Origin of the sequence: Endozoicomonas sp. ALB032 (assembly GCF_049310125.1) — a bacterium.
In the GTDB taxonomy this organism is placed as follows: domain Bacteria; phylum Pseudomonadota; class Gammaproteobacteria; order Pseudomonadales; family Endozoicomonadaceae; genus Endozoicomonas_A.
Map to the genome: position 1 here is coordinate 1,638,449 of NZ_JBLYNW010000001.1, position 26,375 is coordinate 1,664,823.

Annotated in this window: 19 protein-coding genes; 13 read left to right on the forward strand and 6 right to left on the reverse strand. The window is 47.0% G+C overall.

Annotation, left to right across the window (positions count from 1 at the left end):
* The first annotated feature begins 211 nt into the window (after nt 1-211).
* Nucleotides 212-2,014, forward strand: a complete 1,803-nt coding sequence (locus tag ACO6VG_RS05445) for an F-box/WD repeat-containing protein (protein WP_422135974.1) — start codon at nt 212-214, stop codon at nt 2,012-2,014.
* A 140-nt stretch (nt 2,015-2,154) separates the two neighbouring features.
* On the opposite strand, the gene ACO6VG_RS05450 is transcribed toward ACO6VG_RS05445, so the two are convergent.
* On the reverse strand, nt 2,155-2,406 hold the full coding sequence (locus ACO6VG_RS05450) for a hypothetical protein (RefSeq protein ID WP_422473066.1): 252 nt from the start codon (nt 2,404-2,406) through the stop codon (nt 2,155-2,157).
* Nucleotides 2,407-2,535: 129 nt separating this feature from the next.
* Here ACO6VG_RS05450 and ACO6VG_RS05455 point away from each other — a divergent pair, with 129 nt between their 5' ends.
* On the forward strand, nt 2,536-4,323 hold the full coding sequence (locus ACO6VG_RS05455; RefSeq protein WP_422473068.1) for an F-box protein: 1,788 nt from the start codon (nt 2,536-2,538) through the stop codon (nt 4,321-4,323).
* A gap of 129 nt (nt 4,324-4,452) precedes the next feature.
* On the opposite strand, the gene ACO6VG_RS05460 is transcribed toward ACO6VG_RS05455, so the two are convergent.
* Nucleotides 4,453-4,704 (reverse strand): hypothetical protein, encoded by a 252-nt coding sequence (locus ACO6VG_RS05460; RefSeq protein WP_422413129.1) that lies wholly within the window; start codon nt 4,702-4,704, stop codon nt 4,453-4,455.
* 129 nt (nt 4,705-4,833) lie between these two features.
* On the opposite strand from ACO6VG_RS05460, the gene ACO6VG_RS05465 reads away from it, so the two are divergent.
* Entirely contained in the window at nt 4,834-6,612 is a 1,779-nt protein-coding gene (locus tag ACO6VG_RS05465) for an F-box/WD repeat-containing protein (protein WP_422473070.1), read from the forward strand.
* Nucleotides 6,613-6,813: 201 nt separating this feature from the next.
* Entirely contained in the window at nt 6,814-8,604 is a 1,791-nt protein-coding gene (locus ACO6VG_RS05470) for an F-box/WD repeat-containing protein (protein ID WP_422413125.1), read from the forward strand.
* Between the two features lie 83 nt (nt 8,605-8,687).
* On the opposite strand, the gene ACO6VG_RS05475 is transcribed toward ACO6VG_RS05470, so the two are convergent.
* Nucleotides 8,688-9,002: a hypothetical protein gene (locus ACO6VG_RS05475; RefSeq protein ID WP_422473072.1), complete on the reverse strand. Its 315-nt coding sequence runs from the start codon at nt 9,000-9,002 to the stop codon at nt 8,688-8,690.
* Between the two features lie 214 nt (nt 9,003-9,216).
* On the opposite strand from ACO6VG_RS05475, the gene ACO6VG_RS05480 reads away from it, so the two are divergent.
* A complete protein-coding gene (locus ACO6VG_RS05480; protein WP_422473074.1) occupies nt 9,217-11,004 on the forward strand; it encodes an F-box/WD repeat-containing protein in 1,788 nt (595 codons plus the stop codon).
* A gap of 185 nt (nt 11,005-11,189) precedes the next feature.
* Here the strand turns inward: ACO6VG_RS05480 and ACO6VG_RS05485 are convergent, their stop codons facing one another.
* On the reverse strand, nt 11,190-11,474 hold the full coding sequence (locus ACO6VG_RS05485; RefSeq protein WP_422473076.1) for a hypothetical protein: 285 nt from the start codon (nt 11,472-11,474) through the stop codon (nt 11,190-11,192).
* A 62-nt stretch (nt 11,475-11,536) separates the two neighbouring features.
* On the opposite strand from ACO6VG_RS05485, the gene ACO6VG_RS05490 reads away from it, so the two are divergent.
* Nucleotides 11,537-13,327 (forward strand): F-box/WD repeat-containing protein, encoded by a 1,791-nt coding sequence (locus tag ACO6VG_RS05490; protein WP_422473078.1) that lies wholly within the window; start codon nt 11,537-11,539, stop codon nt 13,325-13,327.
* A gap of 156 nt (nt 13,328-13,483) precedes the next feature.
* On the opposite strand, the gene ACO6VG_RS05495 is transcribed toward ACO6VG_RS05490, so the two are convergent.
* The gene (locus ACO6VG_RS05495; RefSeq protein WP_422473080.1) at nt 13,484-13,762 is read right to left on the reverse strand and encodes a hypothetical protein; all 279 of its coding nucleotides are present in this window, start codon (nt 13,760-13,762) and stop codon (nt 13,484-13,486) included.
* A gap of 62 nt (nt 13,763-13,824) precedes the next feature.
* Between ACO6VG_RS05495 and ACO6VG_RS05500 the strand changes: the two genes are divergently transcribed.
* On the forward strand, nt 13,825-15,612 hold the full coding sequence (locus ACO6VG_RS05500; protein WP_422473082.1) for an F-box/WD repeat-containing protein: 1,788 nt from the start codon (nt 13,825-13,827) through the stop codon (nt 15,610-15,612).
* 158 nt (nt 15,613-15,770) lie between these two features.
* On the opposite strand, the gene ACO6VG_RS05505 is transcribed toward ACO6VG_RS05500, so the two are convergent.
* Entirely contained in the window at nt 15,771-16,007 is a 237-nt protein-coding gene (locus tag ACO6VG_RS05505) for a hypothetical protein (RefSeq protein ID WP_422442025.1), read from the reverse strand.
* Between the two features lie 62 nt (nt 16,008-16,069).
* Between ACO6VG_RS05505 and ACO6VG_RS05510 the strand changes: the two genes are divergently transcribed.
* From ACO6VG_RS05510 to ACO6VG_RS05535, 6 genes are all read left to right on the forward strand, one after another.
* Nucleotides 16,070-17,860 (forward strand): F-box-like domain-containing protein, encoded by a 1,791-nt coding sequence (locus tag ACO6VG_RS05510; RefSeq protein WP_422412580.1) that lies wholly within the window; start codon nt 16,070-16,072, stop codon nt 17,858-17,860.
* Between the two features lie 283 nt (nt 17,861-18,143).
* Nucleotides 18,144-19,892 (forward strand): F-box/WD repeat-containing protein, encoded by a 1,749-nt coding sequence (locus ACO6VG_RS05515; RefSeq protein WP_422135988.1) that lies wholly within the window; start codon nt 18,144-18,146, stop codon nt 19,890-19,892.
* 225 nt (nt 19,893-20,117) lie between these two features.
* On the forward strand, nt 20,118-21,779 hold the full coding sequence (locus tag ACO6VG_RS05520; RefSeq protein WP_422473084.1) for an F-box/WD repeat-containing protein: 1,662 nt from the start codon (nt 20,118-20,120) through the stop codon (nt 21,777-21,779).
* Nucleotides 21,780-21,851: 72 nt separating this feature from the next.
* A complete protein-coding gene (locus ACO6VG_RS05525; protein WP_422139355.1) occupies nt 21,852-22,601 on the forward strand; it encodes an SDR family NAD(P)-dependent oxidoreductase in 750 nt (249 codons plus the stop codon).
* 294 nt (nt 22,602-22,895) lie between these two features.
* Nucleotides 22,896-24,557, forward strand: a complete 1,662-nt coding sequence (locus tag ACO6VG_RS05530; RefSeq protein ID WP_422473086.1) for an F-box/WD repeat-containing protein — start codon at nt 22,896-22,898, stop codon at nt 24,555-24,557.
* A gap of 116 nt (nt 24,558-24,673) precedes the next feature.
* Nucleotides 24,674-26,338, forward strand: coding sequence for an F-box/WD repeat-containing protein (locus tag ACO6VG_RS05535; protein ID WP_422473088.1), 1,665 nt, complete (start codon nt 24,674-24,676; stop codon nt 26,336-26,338).
* Nucleotides 26,339-26,375: the final 37 nt, after the last annotated feature.

Consider the following 26,375-nt stretch of genomic DNA (forward strand, 5'->3'; position numbering starts at 1 on the left):
CAATTTTTGCACTGGGCTCTCAATAAAAAAATGCCTTTCTATCCTTTTCCCGGATCAGGGCTCTTCTTTTTCTTAATGCCACTGACCTCAATAGTTTGAACTTTCATGACAAAATCGACTCTATTGTAGATCGAATCCATTTTGAATGTCCTTATTCTATGTTTCTGTGCGGGGACAAATATTGACTCTGAAGCTCAGGGAGGAGCTGCTCATGAACCCTTTGAACAACAATTCCAGCGATGACGGTTCACTCTTGCCAATCAGGCAACTTCGGCGAGAAGAAGCACCAACAGGTGTCAGTGCAGGCAGGGACGTTACTTTGTATAACCAAAAGCAATCTGCATTATTCTGTTTGCCCAATGAAACAAAAGACTTGATTATCCGCTATTTGGGTTTTCGGGAGATTACCTGTTTAACCAGGGTTTGCAAACACCTTCGCGATCTTGTTGAAAACAATGAGACTCTGGAAAGAGCCTGGTATCAACGGTTTCCTTCACCACACCAATATCTACTAAAGACCATAGCTACCACAAAAGGTGAGCAACAACTCCGTGACTGGTTGAAGCCGTTTGCGAATATGGACACTGTCGAGTCACTCGTACAAAAACATGAGAGTACTTACTTTCCTGCTCTGCTCCTTTTCAACAACAGTAAGCTGATGTCTCAATGTGAAACATTTGACTTAAAGACAAAAATCGAAATTGCCCATCCTGACAGAATCTTAAAAGCCACCTTAAGCGCCGATAGCCGCCACCTGGTGACCGCCTGTTCAAATGATACATTGAAGATCTGTAGCCAGGAGACCGATGGATCATGGAAAGTAAAAGCCTCCATTCCCAGGAATGGATGGGTCAATGAAGCTTTTTTCAGCGCCGATAACCGACATGTGCTGGTCGTCAGTCGTTTCACGGCGGAAATCTATAGTATGAACGAGGATGGATCATGGGAAGCAAAAGACACCATTCCCAATAATCGTACGACCTTCTCAGCCACCTTCAGTGCTGATAGTCGCCATGTGTTGACCGCCGGTTTGAATAATGTGGATATTGTGGATAATACGCTGAAAATCTACGGCCAGAATAACGATAGATCATGGGAAGTAAAATACATTATTAACTGTGATACTCCGAACAGTTTGGCCAGCTTCAGCGACGATGGCCGTCATCTGTTGGTTGTCAACACATCTGGCGTTGCGACAATCTATGGTCAGGAGGAGGATGGATCATGGGAAGTAGAAGCCACCCTTCCTGATGAGGGTAGTGACAGCTGGGCCTTCCTCAGCTCCAATGGCCGTCATGCGTTGTTCTGCGATGGATGGATGACTTTAAAAATCTATAGTCAGGAGGCCGGGTCATGGGAAGAAAAAGCCACCATTACCCATAATAGTGGTCTCAGCTTAATCTCTTTTAGCAAAGATTGCCGCCATCTTGCAACCGGCAGTTGCGATAATACAGCAATAATATGTGACCTGCAGGACGATGGATCATGGAAAGAAATAACCAGGATTTCTCATCACAGCCTTGTCCTCTCTGTCGAGTTCAGCGTCGATGGCTGCCATCTGGTGACCAAAAGTTATGATAACAAGGCGAAAATCTGTAGTCAGGAGGCCCCTGGATCATGGCTAGAAGAAGTCACCATTAAACACAATGGGTATATCACCGCAGCCATGTTCAGCGCCGATGGCCGCCATTTAGTGACCGCCAGTCATGATAAAACGGCGAAAATCTGTGGCCGTAAGGCCGATGGAACCTGGGTAAAAAAAGCCACCATAACCCACGAAGATGAGGTCCTATCCGCCACCTTCAGTGCCGATGGTTGCCTTGTGGTGACCGCCAGTAAGGATAACACCGCGCAAATTTATGGTCTGAGCAAAGATGGATCATGGGTAAAAAAAGCCACCGTTATACACGATAAAGCCCTCATCTCAGCCACCTTCTGCGTCGATGGCCGACACCTGGTGACTGCCAGTGAAGATTACACGGTGAGAATCACTGAACTATGGAAGAACGATTGATGATCGAATGAATGTATTTTTGCTCTGAACCGATTAGCAAACACTCAATAGTTTGAACTTCCATGACAAAAGCGAGTCAAACTGATCGAATCACTCGTTCCCACGCTCTGTGGGTGTCGCAAAACTTCAACAGCTCGTTCTCACGCTCTGAAGTCGTCATTCCCGCGAAGGCGGGAATCCAGCGCCAACAGTGGGTCTCTGCCTTCTCGGGGATGACAAGGCCAGGGGGGCACCGGGCAGTATGGTTCTGGTGGTGAGTCAGTGTGGATTCCCGCTTTCGCGGGAATGACGAGAATGAAGCCGGGAATGACGGAAGTCAACCCGTTCCCACGCTGGAGCATGGGAGCCAGAGGTTTTGCGGCACCCACGCTCTGTGGGAATGCATACCACACCTGAAAAGCAGACTCTACAGCGTGAGATAGGTATGGGTTCCCACGGCATGGGAACCAGAGTTATCGATTTTGAATGTCTTTTTCTACGCGCGGATAAATATTGACTCTGAAGCTCTGGAGGAGCTGCTCATGACCCCTTTGAACAATAATTCCAGTAATGACGGTTCAACACCTAAGCAGCCTCGACTCGAGCAAGCACCAACGGGCATCATTGCAGGCAGGGATGTTACTGCATATAACCAAAATCAATCTGCATTCTTTTCTTTGCCCGACGAATCAAAAACCATGATTATTCGCTATCTGGGTTTTCGGGAGATTACCCGTTTAGCAAAGGTATGCAAATATCTTCGCGATCTTGTTGAAAACCATAAAGCTCTGGAAAGAGCCTGGTATCGACGGTTCCCTTCACCACACCAATATCAACTGAAGACCATCGCTACTGCAAAAGATGAGCAACAACTCCGTGGCTGGTTGAAGCCATTTGCGAATAAAGACACGGTCGAGTCACTCGTAAAACAACAAAAGAGTACTTATTTTCCAGCTCTGCTCTTTTTCAACAACAGTAAACTGATGTCTCAAAGTGAAACATTTAACTTAAAGACAAAAACCGAAATGACCCATCCTGACAAAATCTCTATAACCACCTTAAGCGCCGATTGCCGCCACTTAGTGACCGCCAGTTTGGATGACACATTGAAGATCTGTAGCCAGGAGACCGATGGATCGTGGAAAGTAAAAGCCTCAACTCCCAATAATGAGGTCAAAAAAGCCATTTTCAGCACCGATAATCGCCATGCGTTGGTCGTCAGTCGTCTCAGGGCAAGAATCTACGGTATGAATGAGGATGGATCATGGGAAGCAAAAGCCACCATTTCCCATAATCGTTGGGTCATCTCAGCCGCATTCAGTGCTGATGGTCGCCATGTATTCACCGCCAGTTTCGATAATACGCTGAAAACCTATGGCCAGAAGAATGATGGATCATGGGAAGCAAAATACATTATTAACTTTGATAATCCGATCAGGTTTGCCAGCTTCAGCACCCATGGCCGTCGTCTATTGGTTGTCAATTCATCTGATGTTGCGACTATCTATGGTCTGCAGGACGATGGATCATTGGAAGCAAAAGCCAGCATTACTGATACGAGTAGTGTCAGTCGGGCCCGCCTCAGCTCCGATGGCTGTCATTTGTTGATCCGCGTTGATTATGAGACTTTGAAAATCTACGGTCAGCAGGCCACTGGGTCATGGGAAGTAAAAGCGATCATTACCCATAATGATGTAATCAGGTCAACCACTTTCAGCGAAGATTGCCGCCATCTTGCAACCGCCAGTTTCGATAATACAGCAAAAATATGTGACCTGCAGGACGATGGATCATGGAAAGAAATAACCACGATTTCTCATGATAGTTATGTCCACTCTGTCAAGTTCAGCACCGATGGTTGCCATCTGGTGACCAGAAGTGATGATAAAACGGCGCAAGTCTATAGTCAGGAAACCCCTGGATCATGGGTAAAAAAAGCCATCATTGAACACAATGGGGCTATCACCTCAGCCGGGTTCAGCGCCGATGGCCACCATTTGGTGACCGCCAGTCATGATGAAACAGCGAAAATCTATGGCCATGAGGCCGGTGGTTCCTGGGTAAAAAAAGCCACCATAACCCACAAAGATAAGGTCCGATCCGCCACCTTCAGTACCGATGGTTGCCTTGTGGTGACCGCCAGTGAGGATAACAGCGCGCAAATTTATGGTCTAAGCAAGGATGGATCATGGGTAAAAAAAGCCACCGTTGTACACGATAAAGCCCTCATATCAGCCATCTTCTGCGTCGATGGCCGACATGTGGTGACCACCAGTGAAGATTACAAGGTAAGAATCACTGAACTAGAAGAGCGATTGATCTACGAATGAACGTCTTTTTGCTCAGAACCGATTAGCAAACACTCAATAGTTTGAACTTCCATGACAAAAGCGAGTCAAACTGATCGAATCACTCGTTCCCACGCTCTGTGGGTGTCGCAAAACTTCAACAGCTCGTTCTCACGCTCTGAAGTCGTCATTCCCGCGAAGGCGGGAATCCAGCGCCAACAGTGGGTCTCTGCCTTCTCGGGGATGACAAGGCCAGGGGGGCACCGGGCAGTATGGTTCTGGTGGTGAGTCAGTGTGGATTCCCGCTTTCGCGGGAATGACAAGAACGAAGCCGGGAATGACGGAAGTCAATCCGTTCCCACGCTGGAGCATGGGAGCCAGAGGTTTTGCGACACCCACGCTCTGTGGGAATGCATACCACACCTGAAAAGCAGGCTCTACAGCGTGAGATAGGTATGGGTTCCCACGGCATGGGAACCAGAGTTATCGATTTTGTATGTCCTTTTCTATGTGAGGATAAATACTGACTCTGAAGCTCTGAAGGAGCTGCTCATGACCCCTTTGAACAATAATTCCGGTAATGACGGTTCAACACCTGAGCAGCCTCGACTCGAGCAGGCGCCAACTGGCATGGTTGCAGGCAGGGATGTTACTGCATATAACCAAAATCAATCTGCATTCTTTTGTTTGCCCGACGAATCAAAAACCATGATTATTCGCTATCTGGGTTTTCGGGACATTACCCGTTTAGTAAAGGTATGCAAATATTTTCGCGATCTTGTTGAAAACCATAAAGCTCTGGAAAGAGCCTGGTATCAAAGGTTTCCTTCACCACACCTGTATCAATTAAAGACCATCGCTACGACAAAAGATGAGCAACAACTCCGTGATTGGTTGAAGCCGTTTGCGAATAAGGACACTGTCGAGTCACTCGTAAAAAAACAACAGAGTACTTATTTTCCTGCTCTGCTGCTTTTCAACAACAGTAAACTGATGTCTCAATGTGAAACATTTAACTTAGTGACAAAGACCGAAATTACCCATCCTTACCATATCTTGATAGCCACCTTAAGCGCCGATAGCCGCCACTTAGTGACCGTCTGTTTGGATGGTATAGTGAAGATCTGTAGTCAGGAGACCGATGGATCATGGAAAGTAAAAGCCTCCACTCCCGATAATGGTTGGGTCCAAAAAGCCATTTTCAGTACCGATAACCGCCATGTGTTGGTCGTCAGTCGTCTCAGGGCAAGAATCTATGGTATGAATGAGGATGGATCATGGGAAGCAAAAGCCAACATTTCTCATAATCCTTGGATCATCTCAGCCATCACCAGTGCTGATGGTCGTCATGTGGTGATCGCCAGTTTGGATAATACGCTGAAAATCTATGGCCAGAAGATCGATGGATCATGGGAAGCAAAATACATTGTTAACTGTGATGCTTCGACCAGATTGGCCAGTTTCAGCGCCGATGGCCGACATCTGTTGGTTGTCAATACATCTGATGTTGCGACATTCTATGGTCTGGAGAACGATGGATCATTGGAAGCAAAAGCCACCATTGCTGATCCGGGTGGTGTCAATTGGGCTTGCCTCAGCTCCGATGGCCGCCATGCGTTGATCCGCTTTAGACCTAATACTTTGAAAATCTACGGTCGGGAGGCCGGGTCATGGAAAGTAAAAACCACCATTAACCATAATAATTTTGCCAACTCATACTCCTTCAGCGACGATTGCCGCCATCTTGCAACCGCCAGTTCCAATAATACAGCGAAAATATTTGACCTGCAGGATGATGGATCATGGAAAGAAATAACCACGGTTTCTCATAATCATTTTTTCTACTCTCTCAAGTTCAGCGCTGATTCTCGCCGTCTTATGACCGGAAGTGATGATATTACTCTGAAAATCTATGGTCAGGAGACCCCTGGATCATGGGTAGAAGAAGCCACCATTAAACACGATGAGAGGATCATCTCAACCGGGTTCAGCGCCGATAGCCGCCATTTGGTGACCGCCAGTTATGATAAAACAGCGAAAATCTATGGCCGTGAAGCCGGTGGATCCTGGGTAAAAAAAGCCACCATAGCCCACAAAGATTGGGTCCGATCAGCCACCTTCAGTGCCGATGGTTGCCTTGTGGTGACCGCCAGTAAGGATAACACGGCGCAAATTTATGGCCTTGGGAAGGATGGATCATGGGTGAAAAAAGCCACCCTTGTACACGACAGAGCAGTCATCTCGGCCACCTTCTGCGCCGATGGCCGACACCTGGTGACCACCAGTGAAGATTACAAGGTGAGAATCACTGAACTATGGAAGAACGATTGATGAACGAATGAACGTATTTTTGCTCAGAACCGATTAGCAAACAGTGTTGTTGTATCAATAGTTTGAACTTTCATGACAAAACAGAGTCAAACAGATCGAATCACTCATTCCCACGCTGGGACCCACAGGGCCTGAAAGCATGGGAACCAGAGTTATTGATTTTCAATGTGACGATAAATATTGACTCTTAAGGAGCTGCACATGACCCCTTTGAACAATAATTCCGGCGATGACGGTTCACTCTTACCAACACCTGTGCAGTTGCGACTCGAGCAAGCGCCAACGGGCATCGTTGCAGGCAGGGATGTTACTGCATATAACCAAAATCAATCTTCATTCTTCCGTTTGCCCGATGAAATAAAAACCAGGATTATTCACTATCTGGGTTTCCGGGAGATTACCCGTTTAGCAAAGGTATGCAAATATCTTTGCGACCTTTTAGAAAACCATAAAACTCTGGAAAGAGAATGGTATCGCCGGTTTCCTTCCCCACACCAACATCTACTAAAGACCATAGCTACTACAAAAGATGAGCAACAACTCCGTGACTGGTTGAAGCCGTTTGCGAATAAAGACACTGTCGAGTCACTCGTAAAACAGCAAAAGAGTACTTGTTTTCCTGCTCTGCTCCTTTTTAACAACAGTAAACTGATGTCTCAATGTGAAACATTTAACTTAGAGGCAAAAAACGAAGTTACCCATCACAGCAAAATCTTAGCAGTCACTTTAAGCGCCGATGGCCGCCACCTGGTGACCGCCAGTTTGGATAATACAGTGAAGATCTGTAGCCAGGAGAGCGATGGATCATGGAAAGTAAAAGCCTCCACTTCCGGTAATGGTTGGATCAAAGAAGCCGTTTTCAGCGTCGATAGCCGCCATCTGTTGGTCATCAGTCGTCGCAAGGCGGTGATCTATGGTATGAGGGAGGATGGATCATGGGAAGCAAAAGCCACCATTTCCCATAATGGTTGGGTCTTCTCAGCCGCACTCAGTGCTGATGGTCGCCATGCGTTGACCGCCAGTATGGATAATACGCTGAAAATCTATGGCCAGAATACCGATGGATCATGGGAAGCAAAATACATTATTAACTGTGATACTCCGATCAGGTTGGCCAACTTCACCGCCGATGGTCGTCATCTGTTGGTTGTCAATGCATCTGACGTTGCGACAATCTATGATCTGGAGGTCGATGGATCATTGCAAGCAAAAGCCACCATTACTGATCCGGATGGTGTCAATTGGGCCTGCCTCAGCTCTGATGGCCGTTATGCGCTGATCCGCATTGGACATGAAACTTTGAAAATCTGCAGTCAGGAAGCCACTGGGTCATGGGAAGTCAAAGCCACCATTAACCATAATAATTTTGTTCACTCACACTCCTTCAGCGACGATTGCCGCCATCTTGCAACCGCCAGTTTCGATAATACAGCGAAAATATGTGACCTGCAGGACGATGGATCATGGAAAGAAATAACCACGATTTATCACGATCGTTTTGTCCACTCTGTCAAGTTCAGCGCCGATGGTCGTCATCTGGTGACCATCGGTGATGATAAAACGGCGCAAGTCTATAGTCAGGAGAACCCCGGATCATGGGCAAAAAAAGCCACCATTGAACACAATGATCATATCACGTCAGCCGGGTTCAGCGCCGATGGCCGCCATTTGGTGACCACCAGTTATGATAAAACAGCGGAAATCTATGGCCATGAGGCCGATGGATCCTGGGTAAAAAAAGCCACCATAGTCCACAAAGATAAGGTCCGATCCGCCACTTTCAGCGCCGATGGTTGCCTTGTGGTGACCGCCAGTGAGGATAACACCGCGCAAATTTATGGTCTGGGGAAGGATGGATTATGGATAAAAAAAACCACCGTTGTACACGATAAAGCCGTCATCTCAGCCACCTTCTGCGTCGATGGCCGACACCTGGTGACCGCCAGCAAAGATCACAAGGTGAGAATCACTGAACTATTGAAGAACGATTGATGATCGGATGAACGTATTTTTACTCTGAACCGATTAGCAAACAGCGTTATATCAATAGATTGAACTTCCATGACAAAACCGAGTCAAACAGATCGAATCAATTTAACAACTCGTTCCCACGCTCTGAGGGTGTCGCAAAACTTCAACAGCTCGTTCTCACGCTCTGAATTCGTCATTCCCGCGAAGGCGGGAATCCAGCGCCAACGGTGGATCTCTGCCTTCTCGGGGATGACAAGGCCGGGGGACACCGGGCAGTAGGGTTCTGGTGGAGAGTCAGTGTGGATTCCCGCCTTCGCGGGAATGACGAGAATGAAGCCGGAAATGACGAGAATGCAGCCGGGAATGACGAGAATGAAGCCGGGAATGACGAGAATGAAGCCGGGAATGACGGGAGTCAACGCGTTCCCACGCCGGAGAGAGTTTTGCGACACCCTCGCTCTGCGTGGGAATGCATACCTTCCCTGAAAAGCGGACTCTACAGCGTGAGATAGGTATGGATTTCCGCACGGGGACCCACTGGGCCTGAAAGCATGGAAACCAGAGTTATCCATTTCGAATGTCCTTTTCTACGCGCGGATAAATATTGACTCTGAAGCTCTGGAGGAGCTGCACATGACCCCTTTGAACAATAATTCCAGCAATGACGGTTCACTCTCACCAACACCCAAACAGCCTGGACTCGAGCAAGCGCCAACGGGCACCCTTGCAGGCAGCGATGTTACTGCATATAACCAAAATCAATCTTCATTCTTCTCTTTGCCCGACGAATCAAAAACCATGATTATTCGCTATCTGGGTTTTCGGGAGATTACCCGTTTAGCAAAGGTATGCAGATACCTTCGCGATCTTGTTGAAAACCATAACGCTCTGGAAAGAGCCTGGTATCGCCGGTTTCCTTCACCACACCAATATCAACTGGAGAACATCGCTACCGCAAAAAATGAGCAACAACTCTGTGACTGGTTGAAACCGTTTGCGAATAAGGACACTGTCGAATCACTCGTAAAACAACAAAAGAGTACTTCTTTTCCTGCTCTGCTCCTTTTCAATAACAGTAAACTGATGTCTCAATGTGAAACATTTAACTTAGAGGCAAAAAACGAAATTACTCATCCCAGCAAGATCTCAGTCGTCTCCTTAAGCGCCGATGGCCGTAACTTAGTGACCGCCAGTGTGGATAACACAGTGAAGATCTGTAGTCAGGAGACCGATGGATCATGGAAAGTAAAAGCCTCCATTCCCAGAAATAGTTGGGTCTATGAAGCCTTTTTCAGCACCGATAACCGCCACGTGTTGGTCATCAGTCGTTTCAGGGTGGAAATCTATGGTATGAAGGAGGATGGATCATGGGAAGCAAAAGCCACCATTACCCATAATTTTTTGGTCTTCTCAGCCACCTTCAGTGCTGATGGTCACCACGCGTTGACCGCCAGTTCCGATACGCTGAAAGTCTATGGCCAGAAGACCGATGGATCATGGGAAGCAAAACACATTATTAACTGTGATACTCCGATCAGATTGGCCAGTTTCAGCGCCAATGGCTGTCATCTGCTGGTTGTCAATACATCTGACGTTGCGACAATCTATGGTCTGGAGGTCGATGGATCATTGCAAGCAAAAGCCACCATTACTGATCCGGGTGGTGTCAATTGGGCCTGCCTCAGCTCTGATGGCCGTTATGCGCTGATCCGCATTGGACATGAAACTTTGAAAATCTGCGGTCAGGAGGCCATTGGGTCATGGGAAGTCAAAGCCACCATTAACCATAATCATTTTGTCCACTCACACATCTTCAGCGACGATTGCCGCCATCTTGCAACCGTCAGTTCCGATAATACAACGAAAATATGTGACCTGCTGGACGATGGATCATGGAAAGAAATAACCACGATTTCTCATGATATTTTTTTCTACTCTGTCAAGTTCAGCGCCGATGGTCGTCATCTGGTGACCGGAAGAGATGATAATACGGCGCAAGTCTATAGTCAGGAGAACCCCGGATCATGGGCAAAAAAAGCCACCATTGAACACAATGATCATATCACGTCAGCCGGGTTCAGTGCCGATGGCCGCCATTTAGTGACCGCCAGTTTTGATAAAACAGCGAAAATCTATGGACTTGAGGCCGGTGGATCCTGGGTAAAAAAAGCCACCATAGCCCACAAAGATAGGGTCCGATCAGCCACCTTCAGTGCCGATGGTTGCCTTGTGGTGACCGCCTGTGACGATAACACCGCGCAAATTTATGGTCTGGGGAAGGATGGATTATGGGTAAAAAAAACCACCGTTGTACACGATAAAGCCGTCATCTCAGCCACCTTCTGCGTCGATGGCCGACACCTGGTGACTGCCACTGAAGATCACAAGGTGAGAATCACTGAGCTATCGAAGAACGATTGATGATCGGATGAACGTATTTTTACTCTGAACCGATTAGCAAACAGCGTTATATCAATAGATTGAACTTCCATGACAAAACCGAGTCAAACAGATCGAATCAATTTAACAACTCGTTCCCACGCTCTGAGGGTGTCGCAAAACTTCATCGCAAAACTTCAACAGCTCGTTCTCACGCTCTGAAGTCGTCATTCCCGCGAAGGCGGGAATCCAGCGCCAATGGTGGATCTCTGCCTTCTCGGGGGATGACAAGGCCAGGGGGACACTGGGCAGTAGGGTTCTGGTGGAGAGTCAGTGTGGATTCCCGCCTTCGCGGGAATGACGAGAATGAAGCCGGAAATGACGAGAATGAAGCCGGGAATGACGAGAATGAAGCCGGGAATGACGAAAATGAAGCCGGGAATGACGGTAGTCAACTCGTTCCCACGCTGAGACCCACAGGGCCTGAAAGCATGGGAACCAGACTTATTCATTTTAAATATCCTTTTTCTATGCGGGGATAAATATTAACTCTAAAGCTCTGGAGGAGCTGCTCTTGATCCCTTTGAACCAAAGTTCCAGCAATGACGGTTTACTCTCGCCAACAACTGAGCAGTCTCGACTCGAGCTAGCGCCAACGGGTGTCAGCGCAAGCAGGGACGTTAGTGTGTATAACCAAAATCAGTCTTCATTCTTCTCTTTGCCCGACGAATCAAAAGCCATGATTATTCGCTATGTGGGTTTTCGGGAGATTACCCGTTTAGCAAAGGTATGCAAATATCTTCGTGATCTTGTTAAAAATGATAAATCTATGGAAAGAGCATGGTATCGCCGGTTTCCTTCACCACACCAATATCAACTGGAGAACATCGCTACCGCAAAAAATGAGCAACAACTCTGTGACTGGTTGAAACCGTTTGCGAATAAGGACACTGTCGAATCACTCGTAAAACAACAAAAGAGTACTTCTTTTCCTGCTCTGCTCCTTTTCAATAACAGTAAACTGATGTCTCAATGTGAAACATTTAACTTAGAGGCAAAAAACGAAATTACTCATCCCAGCAAGATCTCAGTCGTCTCCTTAAGCGCCGATGGCCGTAACTTAGTGACCGCCAGTGTGGATAACACAGTGAAGATCTGTAGTCAGGAGACCGATGGATCATGGAAAGTAAAAGCCTCCATTCCCAGGAATAGTTGGGTCTATGAAGCCTTTTTCAGCACCGATAACCGCCATGTGTTGGTCATCAGTCGTTTCAGGGCGGAAATCTATGGTACGAAGGAGGATGGATCATGGGGAGCAAAAGCCACCATTCCCCATAATCGTATGATCCTTTCAGCCGCATTCAGTGATGGTGGTCGCTATGCGTTGACCGCCAGTTTGGATGATACGCTGAAAGTCTATGGCCAGAAGACCGATGGATCATGGGAAGCAAAATACATTATTCACTGTGATACTCCGATCAGATTGGCCAGCTTCAGCGCCGATGGCTGTCGTCTGTTGGTTATCAATATATCAGACGTTGCGACAATCTACGGTCAGGAGGACGATGGATCATTGCAGGCAAAAGCCACCATTACTGATCCGAGTGGTGTCAATTGGGCCAGCCTCAGCCCCGATGGCCGTCATGCGTTGATACGCGTTGGACATAACACTATGAAAATCTGCAGTCAGGAGGCCATTGGGTCATGGGAAGTCAAAGCCACCATTAACCATAATCATTTTGTCCACTCACACTTCTTCAGCGACGATTGTCGCCATCTTGCAACCGTCAGTTTCGATAATGAAACGAAAATATGTGACCTGCAGGACGATGGATCATGGAAAGAAATAACCACGATTTCTCATGATAATAATTTCTACTCTGTCAAGTTCAGCGCCGATAGTCGCCATCTGGTGACCGGAAGTTATGATAATACTGCGCAAGTCTATGGTCAGGAGACCCCTGGATCATGGGTAAAAAAAGCAACCATTAAACACAATGGGGATATCATATCAGCCAGGTTCAGTGCCGATGGCCGCCATTTAGTGACTGCCAGTTATGATAAAACAGCGAAAATCTATGGACTTGAGGCCGGTGGATCCTGGGTAAAAAAAGCCACCATAGCCCACAAAAACAGGGTCCGATCAGCCACCTTCAGTGCCGATGGTTGCCTTGTGGTGACCGCCTGTGACGATAACACCGCGCAAATTTATGGTCTGGGGAAGGATGGATTATGGGTAAAAAAAACCACCGTTGTACACGATAAAGCCGTCATCTCAGCCACCTTCTGCGTCGATGGCCGACATCTGGTGACCACCAGTGAAGATCACAAGATGAGAATCACCGAACTATGGAAAAACGATTGATGATCGGATGAATGTATTTTTACTCTGAACCGATTAGCAAACAGCGTTATATCAATAGATTGAACTTCCATGACAAAACCGAGTCAAACAGATCGAATCAATTTAACAACTCGTTCCCACGCTCTGAGGGTGTCGCAAAACTTCAACAGCTCGTTCTCACGCTCTGAAGTCGTCATTCCCGCGAAGGCGGGAATCCAGCGCCAACGGTGGATCTCTGCCTTCTCGGGGATGACAAGGCCAGGGGGACACCGGGCAGTAGGGTTCTGGTGGAGAGTCAGTGTGGATTCCCGCCTTCGCGGGAATGACGAGAATGAAGCCGGGAATGACGAGAATGAAGCCGGGAATGACGAGAATGAAGCCGGGAATGACGGTAGTCAACTCGTTCCCACGCTGAGACCCACAGGGCCTGAAAACATGGGAACCAGACTTATTCATTTTAAATATCCTTTTTCTATGCGGGGATAAATATTAACTCTAAAGCTCTGGAGGAGCTGCTCTTGATCCCTTTGAACCAAAGTTCCAGCAATGACGGTTTACTCTCGCCAACAACTGAGCAGTCTCGACTCGAGCAAGCGCCAACGGGTGTCAGCGCAGGCAGGGACGTTAGTGTGTATAACCAAAATCAGTCTTCATTCTTCTCTTTGCCCGACGAATCAAAAACCATGATCATTCGCTATCTGGGTTTTCGGGAGATTACCCGTTTAGCAAAGGTATGCAGATACCTTCGCGATCTTGTTGAAAACCATAAGGCTCTGGAAAGAGCCTGGTATCGCCGGTTTCCTTCCCCAAACCAATATCAACTGGAGACCATCGCCACTGAAAAAAATGAGCAACAACTCTGCGACTGGTTGAAACCGTTTGCGAATAAGGACACTGTCGAATCACTCGTAAAACAACAAAAGAGTACTTCTTTTCCTGCTCTGCTCCTTTTCAATAACAGTAAACTGATGTCTCAATGTGAAACATTTAACTTACAGACAAAGATCGAAATTACCCATCCTGATGATATCTTTGTAGTCACCTTAAGCGCCAATAGCCGCCACTTAGTGACCACCAGTGTAGATGGTACAGTGAAGATCTGTAGTCAGGAGACCGATGGATCATGGAAAGTAAAAGCCTCCACTCCCACGAATGGTTGGGTCTATGAAGCCTTTTTCAGCACCGATAACCGACATGTGTTGACCGTCAGTCGTTCCAGGGTGGAAATCTATGGTATGAAGGAGGATGGATCATGGGAAGCAAAAGCCACCATTGCCCATAATTTTTGGGTCTTCTCAGCCACCTTCAGTGCTGATGGTCACCATGCGTTGACCGCCATTTCCGATACGCTGAAAGTCTATAGCCAGAAGACCGATGGATCATGGGAAGCAAAACACATTATTAACTGTGATACTCCGATCAGATTGGCCAGCTTCAGCGCCAATGGCTGTCATCTGCTGGTTGTCAATACACCTGACGTTGCGACAATCTATGGTCTGGAGGACGATGGCTCATTGCAAGCAAAAGCCACCATTACTGATCTGGGTATTGTCGATTGGGCCTGCCTCAGCTCCGATGGTTGTCATGCTTTGATATGCGTTGGACACAACACTATGAAAATCTGCGGTCAGGAGGCCATTGGGTCATGGGAAGTCAAAGCCACCATTAACCATAATAATTTTGTCCACTCACACACCTTCAGCGACGATTGCCGCCATCTTGCAACCGTCAGTTCCGATAATACAACGAAAATATGTGGCCTGCTGGACGATGGATCATGGAAAGAAATAACCACGATTTCTCATGATATTTTTTTCTACTCTGTCAAGTTCAGCGCCGATGGTTGCCATCTGGTGACCGGAAGAGATGATAATACGGCGCAAGTCTATAGTCAGGAGAACCCCGGATCATGGGCAAAAAAAGCCACCATTGAACACAATGATCATATCACGTCAGCAGGGTTCAGTGCCGATGGCCGCCATTTAGTGACCGCCAGTTTTGATAAAACAGCGAAAATCTATGGACTTGAGGCCGGTGGATCCTGGGTAAAAAAAGCCACCATAGCCCACAAAGATAGGGTCCGATCAGCCACCTTCAGTGCCGATGGTTGCCTTGTGGTGACCGCCTGTGACGATAACACCGCGCAAATTTATGGTCTGGGGAAGGATGGGTCTTGGGTAAAAAAAGCCACCGTCGTACACGATAAAGCCGTCATCTCAGCCACCTTCTGCGTCGATGGCCGACATCTGGTGACCACCAGTGAAGATCACAAGGTGAGAATCACTGAACTATGGAAGAACGATTGATGATCGGATGAACGTATTTTTACTCTGAACCGATTAGCAAACAGCGTGTTATATCAATAGATTGAACTTCCATGACAAAACCGAGTCAAACAGATCGAATCAATTTAACAACTCGTTCCCACGCTCTGAGGGTGTCGCAAAACTTCAACAGCTCGTTCTCACGCTCTGAAGTCGTCATTCCCGCGAAGGCGGGAATCCAGCGCCAACGGTGGATCTCTGCCTTCTCGGGGATAACAAGGCCAGGGGGACACCGGGCAGTAGGGTTCTGGTGGAGAGTCAGTGTGGATTCCCGCCTTCGCGGGAATGACGAGAATGAAGCCGGGAATGACGGTAGTCAACTCGTTCCCACGCTGAGTCCCACAGGACCTGAAAGCATGGGAACCAGACTTATTCATTTTAAATATCCTTTTTCTATGCGGGGATAAATATTAACTCTAAAGCTCTGGAGGAGCTGCTCTTGATCCCTTTGAACCAACGTTCCAGCAATGACGGTTTACTCTCGCCAACAACTGAGCAGTCTCGACTCGAGCAAGCGCCAACGGGTGTCAGCGCAGGCAGGGACGTTAGTGTGTATAACCAAAATCAGTCTTCATTCTTCTCTTTGCCCGACGAATCAAAAACCATGATCATTCGCTATCTGGGTTTTCGGGAGATTACCCGTTTAGCAAAGGTATGCAGATACCTTCGCGATCTTGTTGAAAACCATAACGCTCTGGAAAGAGCCTGGTATCGCCGGTTTCCTTCACCACACCAATATCAACTGGAGAACATCGCTACCGCAAAAAATGAGCAGCAACTCTGTGACTGGTTGAAACCGTTTGCGAATAAGGACACTGTCGAATCACTCGTAAAACAACAAAAGAGTACTTCTTTTCCTGCTCTGCTCCTTTTCAATAACAGTAAACTGATGTCTCAATGTGAAACATTTAACTTACAGACAAAGACCGAAATTACCCATCCTAATGATATCTTTGTAGTCACCTTAAGCGCCGATAGCCGCCACTTAGTGACCGTCAGTTTGGATAACACAGTGAAGATCTGTAGTCAGGAGACCGATGGATCATGGAAAGTAAAAGCCTCCATTCCCAGGAATGGTTGGATCTATGAAGCCTTTTTCAGCGCCGATAACCGGCATGTGTTGGTCGTCAGTCGTTTGAGGGTGGAAATCTATGGTACGAAGGAGGATGGATCATGGGAAGCAAAAGCCAACATTTCCCATAATAATTCCGTCATTTCAGCCACTTTCAGTGCTGATGGTCGCCATGTGTTGACCGCCAGTTTCGATAATACGCTGAAAGTCTATGGCCAGAAGACCGATGGATCATGGGAAGCAAAATACATTATTAACTGTGATACTTCGATCAAGTGGGCCAGCTTCAGTGCCGATGGCCGTCATCTGTTGGTTGTCAATACATCTGACGTTGCGACAATCTATGGTCAGGAGGACGATGGCTCATTGCAAGCAAAAGCCACCATTACTGATCCGGGTAGTGTCGATTGGGCCCGCCTCAGCTCCGATGGCCGTCATGCGTTGATACGCGTTGGACATAACACTATGAAAATCTGCGGCCAGCAGGCCATTGGGTCATGGGAAGTCAAAGCCACCATTAACCATAATAATTTTGTCCACTCACACGCCTTCAGCGACGATTGCCGCCATCTTGCAACCGTCAGTTTTGATAATACAACGAAAATATGTGACCTGCAGGATGATGGATCATGGAAAGAAATAACCAGCATTTCTCATGATGGTTTTATCTACTCAGTCGAGTTCAGTGCCGATGGCCGCTATCTGATTATCAGAAGTGAAGATAACAAGGCGAAAGTCTATGGTCAGGAGACCCCTGGATCATGGGTAATAGAAACCACCATTAAACACAATGCGAGTATCACCGCAACCAGGTTCAGCGCCGATGGCCGCCATTTAGTGACCGCCAGTGGTGATAAAACGGCGAAAATCTATGGCCTTGGGGCCGGTGGATTGTGGGTAAAAAAAACCACCATTGTCCACGAAGGTTGGATCCGATCAGCCACTTTCAGTGCCGATGGATGCCTTGTGGTGACCGCCAGTGAGGATAACACGGCGCAAATTTATGGTCTGGGGAAGGACGGAACATGGGTAAAAAAAACCACCGTTGTACACAACAGTGCAGTCATCTCAGCCACCTTCTGCGCCGATGGCCGACACCTGGTGACCGCCAGCAAAGATCACAAGGTGAGAATCACTGAACTATGGAAGAACGATTGATAATCGAATGAATGTATTTTTTCTCAGAACCGATCAGCAAACAGCGTTATATGAAAAGCCCTCTGGCAATTTTTTCACTGGGCTCTCAATGGAAAAATTTCTTTCTATCATTTCCCGTGATCAAGACCCTGTTCGTTTGCGTTGAGCTCAGGTTTTCTTAGTTTCACTGACCTCAATGTTATGAACTCCCACTACAAAACCAACTCTAAATATCGAATGTATTTTGAATGTCTTTTTCTATGCAAGGATAAATAATGACTCTGGAACCAGGGAGGAATCGGGTATGGATCCCATGAACAGCCATTCCAGCATCGGCGTTTCAAACCCGCCAACACCCGGGCAACCTTTACCGGAGGAAGCACCAACGGGTGTCAGTGCAGGCAGGGACGTTACTGTATATGACCAAAATCAATCTTTATTCTTCTGTTTGCCCGACGAAAAAAAAACTATGATTATCGGCTACCTGGGCTTTCGAGAGATTACCCGCCTAAAAGAGGTATGCAGATATTTTTGCGATCTTGTTGAAAACCATAAACTTCTGGAAAAAGCCTGGTATCGCCGATTTTCTTCACCACACCAAAATCAACTAAAGACCATCGTTAAGTCAAAAGATGAGCAACAACTCCGTGACTGGTTGAGTCCTTTTGCACCTCAGGGCACTGTCGAGTCAATGGTAAAACAACGACTGAGTACTTATTTTCCTGCTCTGCTTCTTTTTAACAACAGCAGTCTGATGTCTGACTGTGAACAATTCAAGTTAGTGAAAAAAAACGAAATCTCCCATTTTGACGAGGTCTACACAGCCAGCTTCAGCGCTGATGCCAGCTTTATCATGACCAGTAACGATGGTTCGTTGACAATCTGTGACCGGAAGACCGATGGATCATGGGAAGCAAAAGACACTATTAACCTTGATGGTCCAGTCTTTGCGGCCAGCTTCAGCTCTGATACCTGTTATCTTCTGACTTCCGATGGAGATAACTCTGAGACTGCGAAAATCCATGCTCAGGAGAAAGATGGATCATGGGAAGTAAAAGCTACCACCACCCAAGAGGGTGGTATCATTTCAGCCACCTTCAGCCCCGATGGCCGCTATCTGTTGACCATCAGTCAGTATAATTTGGTGAAAATCCATGGTCAGGAGACCGATGGATTATGGAAAGAAAAAGCCGCTTATAAGCATGATGATACGATCATTTCGTTCAGCTTCAGCTCAGACAGTCGTCATTTGTTGATCGCCAGTTCATATAACACAGTGACAATCTATGGTCTGGAGGACGATGGATCCTGGGATGTAAAAGCCACCATTACCCATGAGGGTAAGATCTTCTCAGCCACCTTCAGCGCCGATAACCGCCGTCTGGTCACCACCGCTGATGATCGCACGGCAAAAATCTGTGACCTGCAGGACGATGGGTCATGGAGAGAAACAGCCACAATTGCTCATGACGATACTGTCTTCTCAACCATATTAAGCCACGATAGCTGCTATTTGGTGACCATCACCCAAAGAAAAGTCAGAATTTTTCATGATAATGCGATCTACTCAGCCAGCTTCATCGCCGATAGCCGCCATCTGGTAAGCGCCAGTGAAGATAACTCGGCAAAAGCCCATAGCCATAAGGCGGCTGGATCATGGGTGAAAAATGCCACCATTTCTCACAAGAAAGGCATCCACTCAGCCACCCTTAGCCCCGATGGCCAGCATCTGGCGATCAACGGCACTGATAACAAGGTAATAATCTATGGCCTGGGGGAAGATGGATCATGGAAGAAAGAAACCGTCATTTGCCACAAAGGTCATTTCTCAGAAGCCACCTTCAGTCCTGATGGTACCCATCTGGTGACGTGGGCCGATAATGACAAAACGGCAAAAATTTATGGTCTGGGTCCCGAGGGAACATGGCTAAAAAAAGCCATCATTTCTCACGAGGAGGGCATCTCCTCAGCTACCTTCAGCCCCGATGGCCGACATGTGTTGACCATCAGTAATGATCACAAGGTAAGAATCACTGAACTGCAGAAACTTTGATGAGCTAATGAGTGTAAAACCCATTGACTGCAGACGGCTATCAGACAGAAATGCTTTTTGCAGGAATGAATTTTCCCGGACCAGGACTCTTCTTTTTCTTAATTCCACTGACTTCAATATTTTGAACTTCCATTTCAAAACCGACTCTAACAGACCTGATCCATTTTGAGCCTCCTTTTCTATGGGAGGATAAATATTGACTTTGAAGCCGTTGAGGAATCGGGCATGGACCCAATGAACAGCCATTTAAGCACCGACGTTTCAAACCCGCCAACACCCAGGCAGTCCGAACCGGAGGAAGCACCAATGGGTGTCAGTGCAGGAAGGGACGTTACTGTATATGACCAAAATCAATCTTTATTCTTCTGTTTGCCCAACGAAACAAAATCTATGGTTATTCGCTATTTGGGTCTTCGAGAGATTACCCGTTTAGTAACGGTATGCAAATATCTTCGCGATCTTGTTGAAAACGATAAAGCTCTGGAAAGAGCATGGATTCGCCGATTTCCTTCACCATACCAATATCAACTAAAGACCCTCGTTACGGCAAAAGATGAGCAACAACTCCGTGACTGGCTGAAGCCGTCTGCGAATGAAGACACTGTCGAGTCACTCGTAAAACATCGAGATAGCGCTTATTTTCATGCTCTGGTCCTTTTTAACAAGAGTAAACTGATGTCTCAGTGTAAAAAATTCCACCTGGTGAAAAAAGCAACCATTATCCATCGTCACGATGTGGAGACAGCTACTCTAAGCACCGATAACCGCTATCTAGTGACCGCCAGTTTGGATAGTAATGTGAAAATCTGTGCCCGGGAGGCCGATGGATCATGGAAAGAAAAAACGACCATTTCCCATAATTGTTGGGTCATATCAGCCACCTTTAGTGCCGATGGCCGTCAATTGGTGACCGCCAGCCGTGATCACACAGCGAAAATCTGTAGTGAAAGAGATGATGGCTCATGGGAAGTAGAAACCACCATTTCCCATAATAGTTGGATCAACACATCGAGCTTCAATGCTGATGGCAGCCACGTGGTGACTGCCAGTCACGATCACACGGCAAAAATCTGTGGTCGGGACGACGATGGATCATGGTCAATAAAAGCCACCATTCAACATGATGGTCCGGTCAGATCAGCCAGCTTCAGCTGCGATGGCCGTCATGTCCTGACCGCAAGTATCGATCACATGGCAAAAATCTATGTCCGGAAAGCTAATGGGTCATGGGAAGAAAAAACCACCATCGCCCATGAGGATAAAGTCTTCTCAGCCAGTTTCAGCGCCGATGGCCGATATGTAGTGACTGCGGGTGAAGATCACACGGCAAAAATCTACGGCCTCCAGGACGATAGTTCATGGGAAGAAAAAGCCACCATTAGTCATGAGGGTGCAGTCTACTCAGCCTCCTTCAGCCTCGATGGCCTCCGTGTAGTCACTGCCAGTAAAGATAACACGGCAAAAATCTATGGTCTGAAGGCCTCTGGATCATGGGAAAAAGAAGCCACCATTAACCACATCAGGGCAGCCACTTCAGCCAACTTCAGCGCCGATGGCCGCCATGTGGTGACCACCAGTGCTGACAATACGTCGAAAATCTATGGCCTCCGGGCCGATGGGTCATGGGTAGAAAAACTTACCATCACCCACGACGATTGGGTCCTGTCAGCCACCTTCAGCCCCGATGGGTGCCTCGTGGTGACCGCGAGTTGCGACAAAAAGGCGAAAATTTATGGTCTGGGACACAATGGATCATGGGTAATAAAAGCCATCATTTCTCACAAGAGGCCGATTACCTCAGCCACCTTCAGCACCGATGGCCGATATATAGTGACCGCCAGTGAAGATTACACGGCTAGAATCACTGAACTACGTGGGAGCAATTGATTATCGAATCAGCCTGAAGGGGTCATTCTGCCGCTGCAAAGTCGCCCATTCTTTACCGTTAAGGAGAGTCTTATGTCGTTTTCAGTTAAAGATAAAGTCGTGTTGGTAACAGGTGCCAATCGAGGGATTGGAGAAGGTTTTGCAAAGATTTTATTGGCACAGGGCGCTAAAACCATTTACGCCGCTGCTCGTGATCTGGATAATTTGCCGTCAGTCATTGCCCTTGACCCTCGGGTGATTAAGCCCATCCAGTTGGATGTAACGAATAACGCGCATGTGACCAACGTGAGGGAATCCGTACCAGAGCTGGATATTCTTATTAACAATGCGGGGATTGCCACAGGAATCCACACCACCGAGCCCGGAGCCCTTGAGGTGGCACGCAAAGAAATGGAAGTAAATTTATTGGGTCCAATGGCGCTGACCCATGCTTTACTGCCGAAATTAAAAGCGTCTAATCAAGCGGCCATAATTAATATTTCGTCCATTGCTGCCATAAGTAATTTCCCATCTTTAGGGCCTTATTCAGCAACAAAAGCAGCATTGCATTCTTACACTCAGGGGTTGCGAGCAGATTTAAGCGGGTTTGGGATACGGGTTTTAGGGGTCTATCCCGGCCCAACGGACACTCGCCTGGCTGAAGGCATTGAGATGGATAAACCTGCTCCTGAAGAGGTGGCAATCAGAACATTCGAAAGTTTAGATGCCGGGGTTAGTGATGTATTTCCTGATGATTTTGCCAGTCAAATGTATTCTATCTTTTTAGATAAACCTCAAAAATTAGAAGCTTTTTTTGCTGAAATGACCGCGCAAAGTGAATAATAGTTTCTTGCACGGACTGTTTCTAAATGAACAGTAATTAAGCTTAATTTTGGTGAGAACCAATTAAAAAATAGCGTTATATCGAAAGCCCGGTGGCAATTTTTGCACCGGGCTCTTAATAAAAAAAATTTCTTCCTGCCATTTTCCCGGATCAGGGCTGTTTTTTTCTTGGTTACACTGACCTCAGTATTTTGAACTTTCATTATAAAACCGACTCTAACTGATCGAATCCATTTTGAATGACCTTTTTAAGCAAGGATAAATACTGACATTGGAGCTCTGGAGAAGCCCGGCATGAACCCTTTGAACAACACTTCCAGCAATGACGGTTCACTCTCGCCAACACCCAAGAGACCTCGACTGGAGGGAGCACCGACAGGTGTCAGTGCCTACAGGGACGTTGCTGTATATAACCAAAATCAATCTTCATTCTTCCGTTTGCCCGACGAAACAAAATCTATGATCATTCGCTATTTGGGTCTTCGAGAGATTACCCGTTTAGTAAGGGTATGCAAATATCTTCGTGATCATGTTGAAAATAATAAGGCTCTGGAAAGAGCATGGATTCGCCGGTTTCCTTCAGCACACCAATATCAACTAAAGACTATCGTTACAGCAAAAGATAAGAAACAACTCAGTAATTGGTTGCAGCCATTAGCGAATAAAGGCACGGTCAAGTCACTCATAAAACAACGAAAGAGCAGTTATTTTCCTGCTCAGTTACTTTTCATCAACAGTAAGCTGATGTCTCAATGTGAAAAATTTCACAGGGTGACCAGAAAAAAAAATAACCTTAATTACCAGATCACCACAACCGCCTTCAGTCCCGATGGTTGCCACTTGGTAACCGCCAGTATGGGTAAGGTGAGAATCTATGGCCGGAAGACTGATGGATCATGGAAAACAAAAGCCACCATTTCCCATGAGAATTGGGTCAGATCAGCCTCCTTCAGTCCAGATAGCAGGCATCTGGTGACCGCCAGTTATGATCGCACATCGAGAATCTGTGGTCTGGGAGACGATGGCTTATGGGAAGTAAAGACCATCATTTCCCATAAATTTTCGGCCAGATCGGCCAACTTCAGTGCTGATGGCCGCCATCTGGTGACTGCCAGTATGGATGAGACGATGAAAATTTATGGTCTGAAGACCGATGGATCATGGGAAGAAATAGCCACTATCAAACATAATGGTCCGGTTACCTCAGCCAGCTTGAGCGCCGATTGCCGTCATTTGCTGGTCGACGGTTTTGATAGAAATGCCACAGTCTATGGTCAGGAGGAAGATGGATCATGGAAAGTAAAAGGCACCATTACTCATGAGGGTATTGTCTACTCAGCCACCTTCAGCGGCGATGAACGTCATCTGGTAACCGCCAGTGAAGATTGTTCGGCCAAAATCTGTGCCCTGCAGGCCGATGGATCATGGAAAGAGATAGTCAAAATTTCTCATGATGATGTGGTCTACTCAGCCACCTTCAGCACAGATGGCAGCTATCTGGTGACCGCCAGTGAAGATGGTACGGCAAAAATCTATGGTCAAGAGACCCCCGGGTCGTGGGTAAAAGAGGCCACCATTAAACACAAACAATCAGTCATCTCAGCTAACTTTAGTCCCGATGGCCGCCACCTGGTGACCACCAGTAAAGATCACAGGGCAAAAATCTATGGCCGGGAGATCTCCGGATCATGGAAAAAAAAAGCCACCATTGCCCACAAAGGCTGGGTTCGACCAGCCGCCTTTAGTGCTGATGGTTGCCATGTCGTAACGACCGCCATAGGTGACAAAAAGGCAAAAATTTATGGACCAGGGGCCAATGGATCATGGGTAAAAAAAGCCACTATTCGACACAAGGAGAAGCTCAGATTCGCCATCATCAGCGCCGATAGCCGACATGTGTTGACCGTCGATGAATATATCACGACGAAAATGACTGAACTAAGGAGGAAGGAATAAGCTGTTCAATATTTTGAACTTCCATAACCAAACCGACTCTAATAGATCGAATCAATTTCGAATGTCCTTTCCAGGCAAGGATGAATACCAACTATAGAGCTACGGAGAAATCAGGCATGGAGCCCATTGAAAGCCATTCCGGCATTAACGGATCACTCTCACCAACACCTGAACAGCTTTCACTGGAGGAAACACCAACAGGTGTCAGTGCCGGCAGGGGCGTTAGTGTATATAACCAAAATCAATCTTCATTCTTCTATTTGCCCAACGAAACAAGATCTATGATTATTCGCTATTTGAGTTTTCGAGAGATTACCCGTTTAGCAAGAGTATGCAAATGTCTTCGCGATTTTGTTGAAAGAGAGAAAGTTCTGGAAAGAGCCTGGTACCGCCGGTTTCCTTCACCACGCCAGGATCAACTAAAGACCATCGTATCGACGAAAGATGAACAACAGCTCCGTGATTGGTTGAAGCCGTTTGCCAATGAGGACACTGTCGAGTCACTCATAAAACATCAATATAAGGCTTATTTTCCTGCTCTGCTTCTTTTCAACAACAGTAGACTGATGTCTCAATGTGAAGAATTTTACCTGGTGAAAACAGCCGAAATGAGCAAATGTCACACTGTCATGTCGGCCACCTTCAGCGCTGATTGTCGCCATGCACTGATTGCCACTGTCGCTGAAGTGGTGGAAATCCATGGCCGGGAGAACGATGGATCATGGAAACTAAAAGCCACTATTAACCATAACAAAGCGGTCAGATCAGCCGCCTTCAGTTCCGATGGCCGTCATGTGGTGACCGCCAGTAAGGATTGCACAGTGAAAATCTATGGTCTGGAGGACGATGGATCATGGGAAATAAAAGCCAACATTCTCCATAAAATTTCAGTCAAGTGGGCGGCCTTTAGTGCTAATGGTCGCCATGTGGTGACTAACGGTTATGATGCCATAATGAAAATCTGTAGTCAGAAAGACGATGGATCATGGGAAGAAAAAGAATCTATCAAGCATAATTGTCCAGCCAGGTCAACCAGTTTAAGCTACGATGGCCGTTATGTGTTGATTGTCGATACAAATAACAATGCGACAATCTACGGTCAGGGAGACGACGGATTCTGGGAAATAAAGTCTACCATTTCCCATAATTATTTTGTCACCTCAGCCACTTTCAGCGCCGATGGTCGCCATATGGCAACCACCAGTAAAGATGGTACGGCAAAAATCTGTGTCCTACAGGCCAATGGGTCATGGAAAGAAATAGTCAGGATTTCTCACTATGAGGAGGCCTACTCAGCCAACTTCAGCGCCGATGGCAGTCATATGGTGACCGCCAGCAGAGATGGTACGGCAGAGGTCTATGGCCAGAGGGCCCCTGGATTATGGGTAAGAGAGACCACCATTTTACACAATGAGTCAGTCAAGTCAGCCGACTTCAGCGCCGATGGACGCCACCTGGTGACCACCAGTGACGATCACACAGCAAAAATCTATGGTCTGGAGGCCACTGAATCCTGGGTAAAAAAAGCCACCATTCACCACAAAGGTCCGGTTCAACGAGCCGCCTTTAGTGGCGATGGATGCCATGTTATAACAACCGCCAGTGATGACAATATGGCGAACATTTATAGTCTTGGGCCCGATGGATCATGGGTAAAAAAAGCCACTGTTCAACATGAGATAGCGTCCAGATCAGCCAACATCAGCGCCGATGGCCGATATATATTGACCTTCAGTGACCTTAACCAAGTGGAAATCACTGAACTTCGGAAGAAGGATTGATGATCGAATGAGCCTGACCTCACAGCCAGGCTCCTGC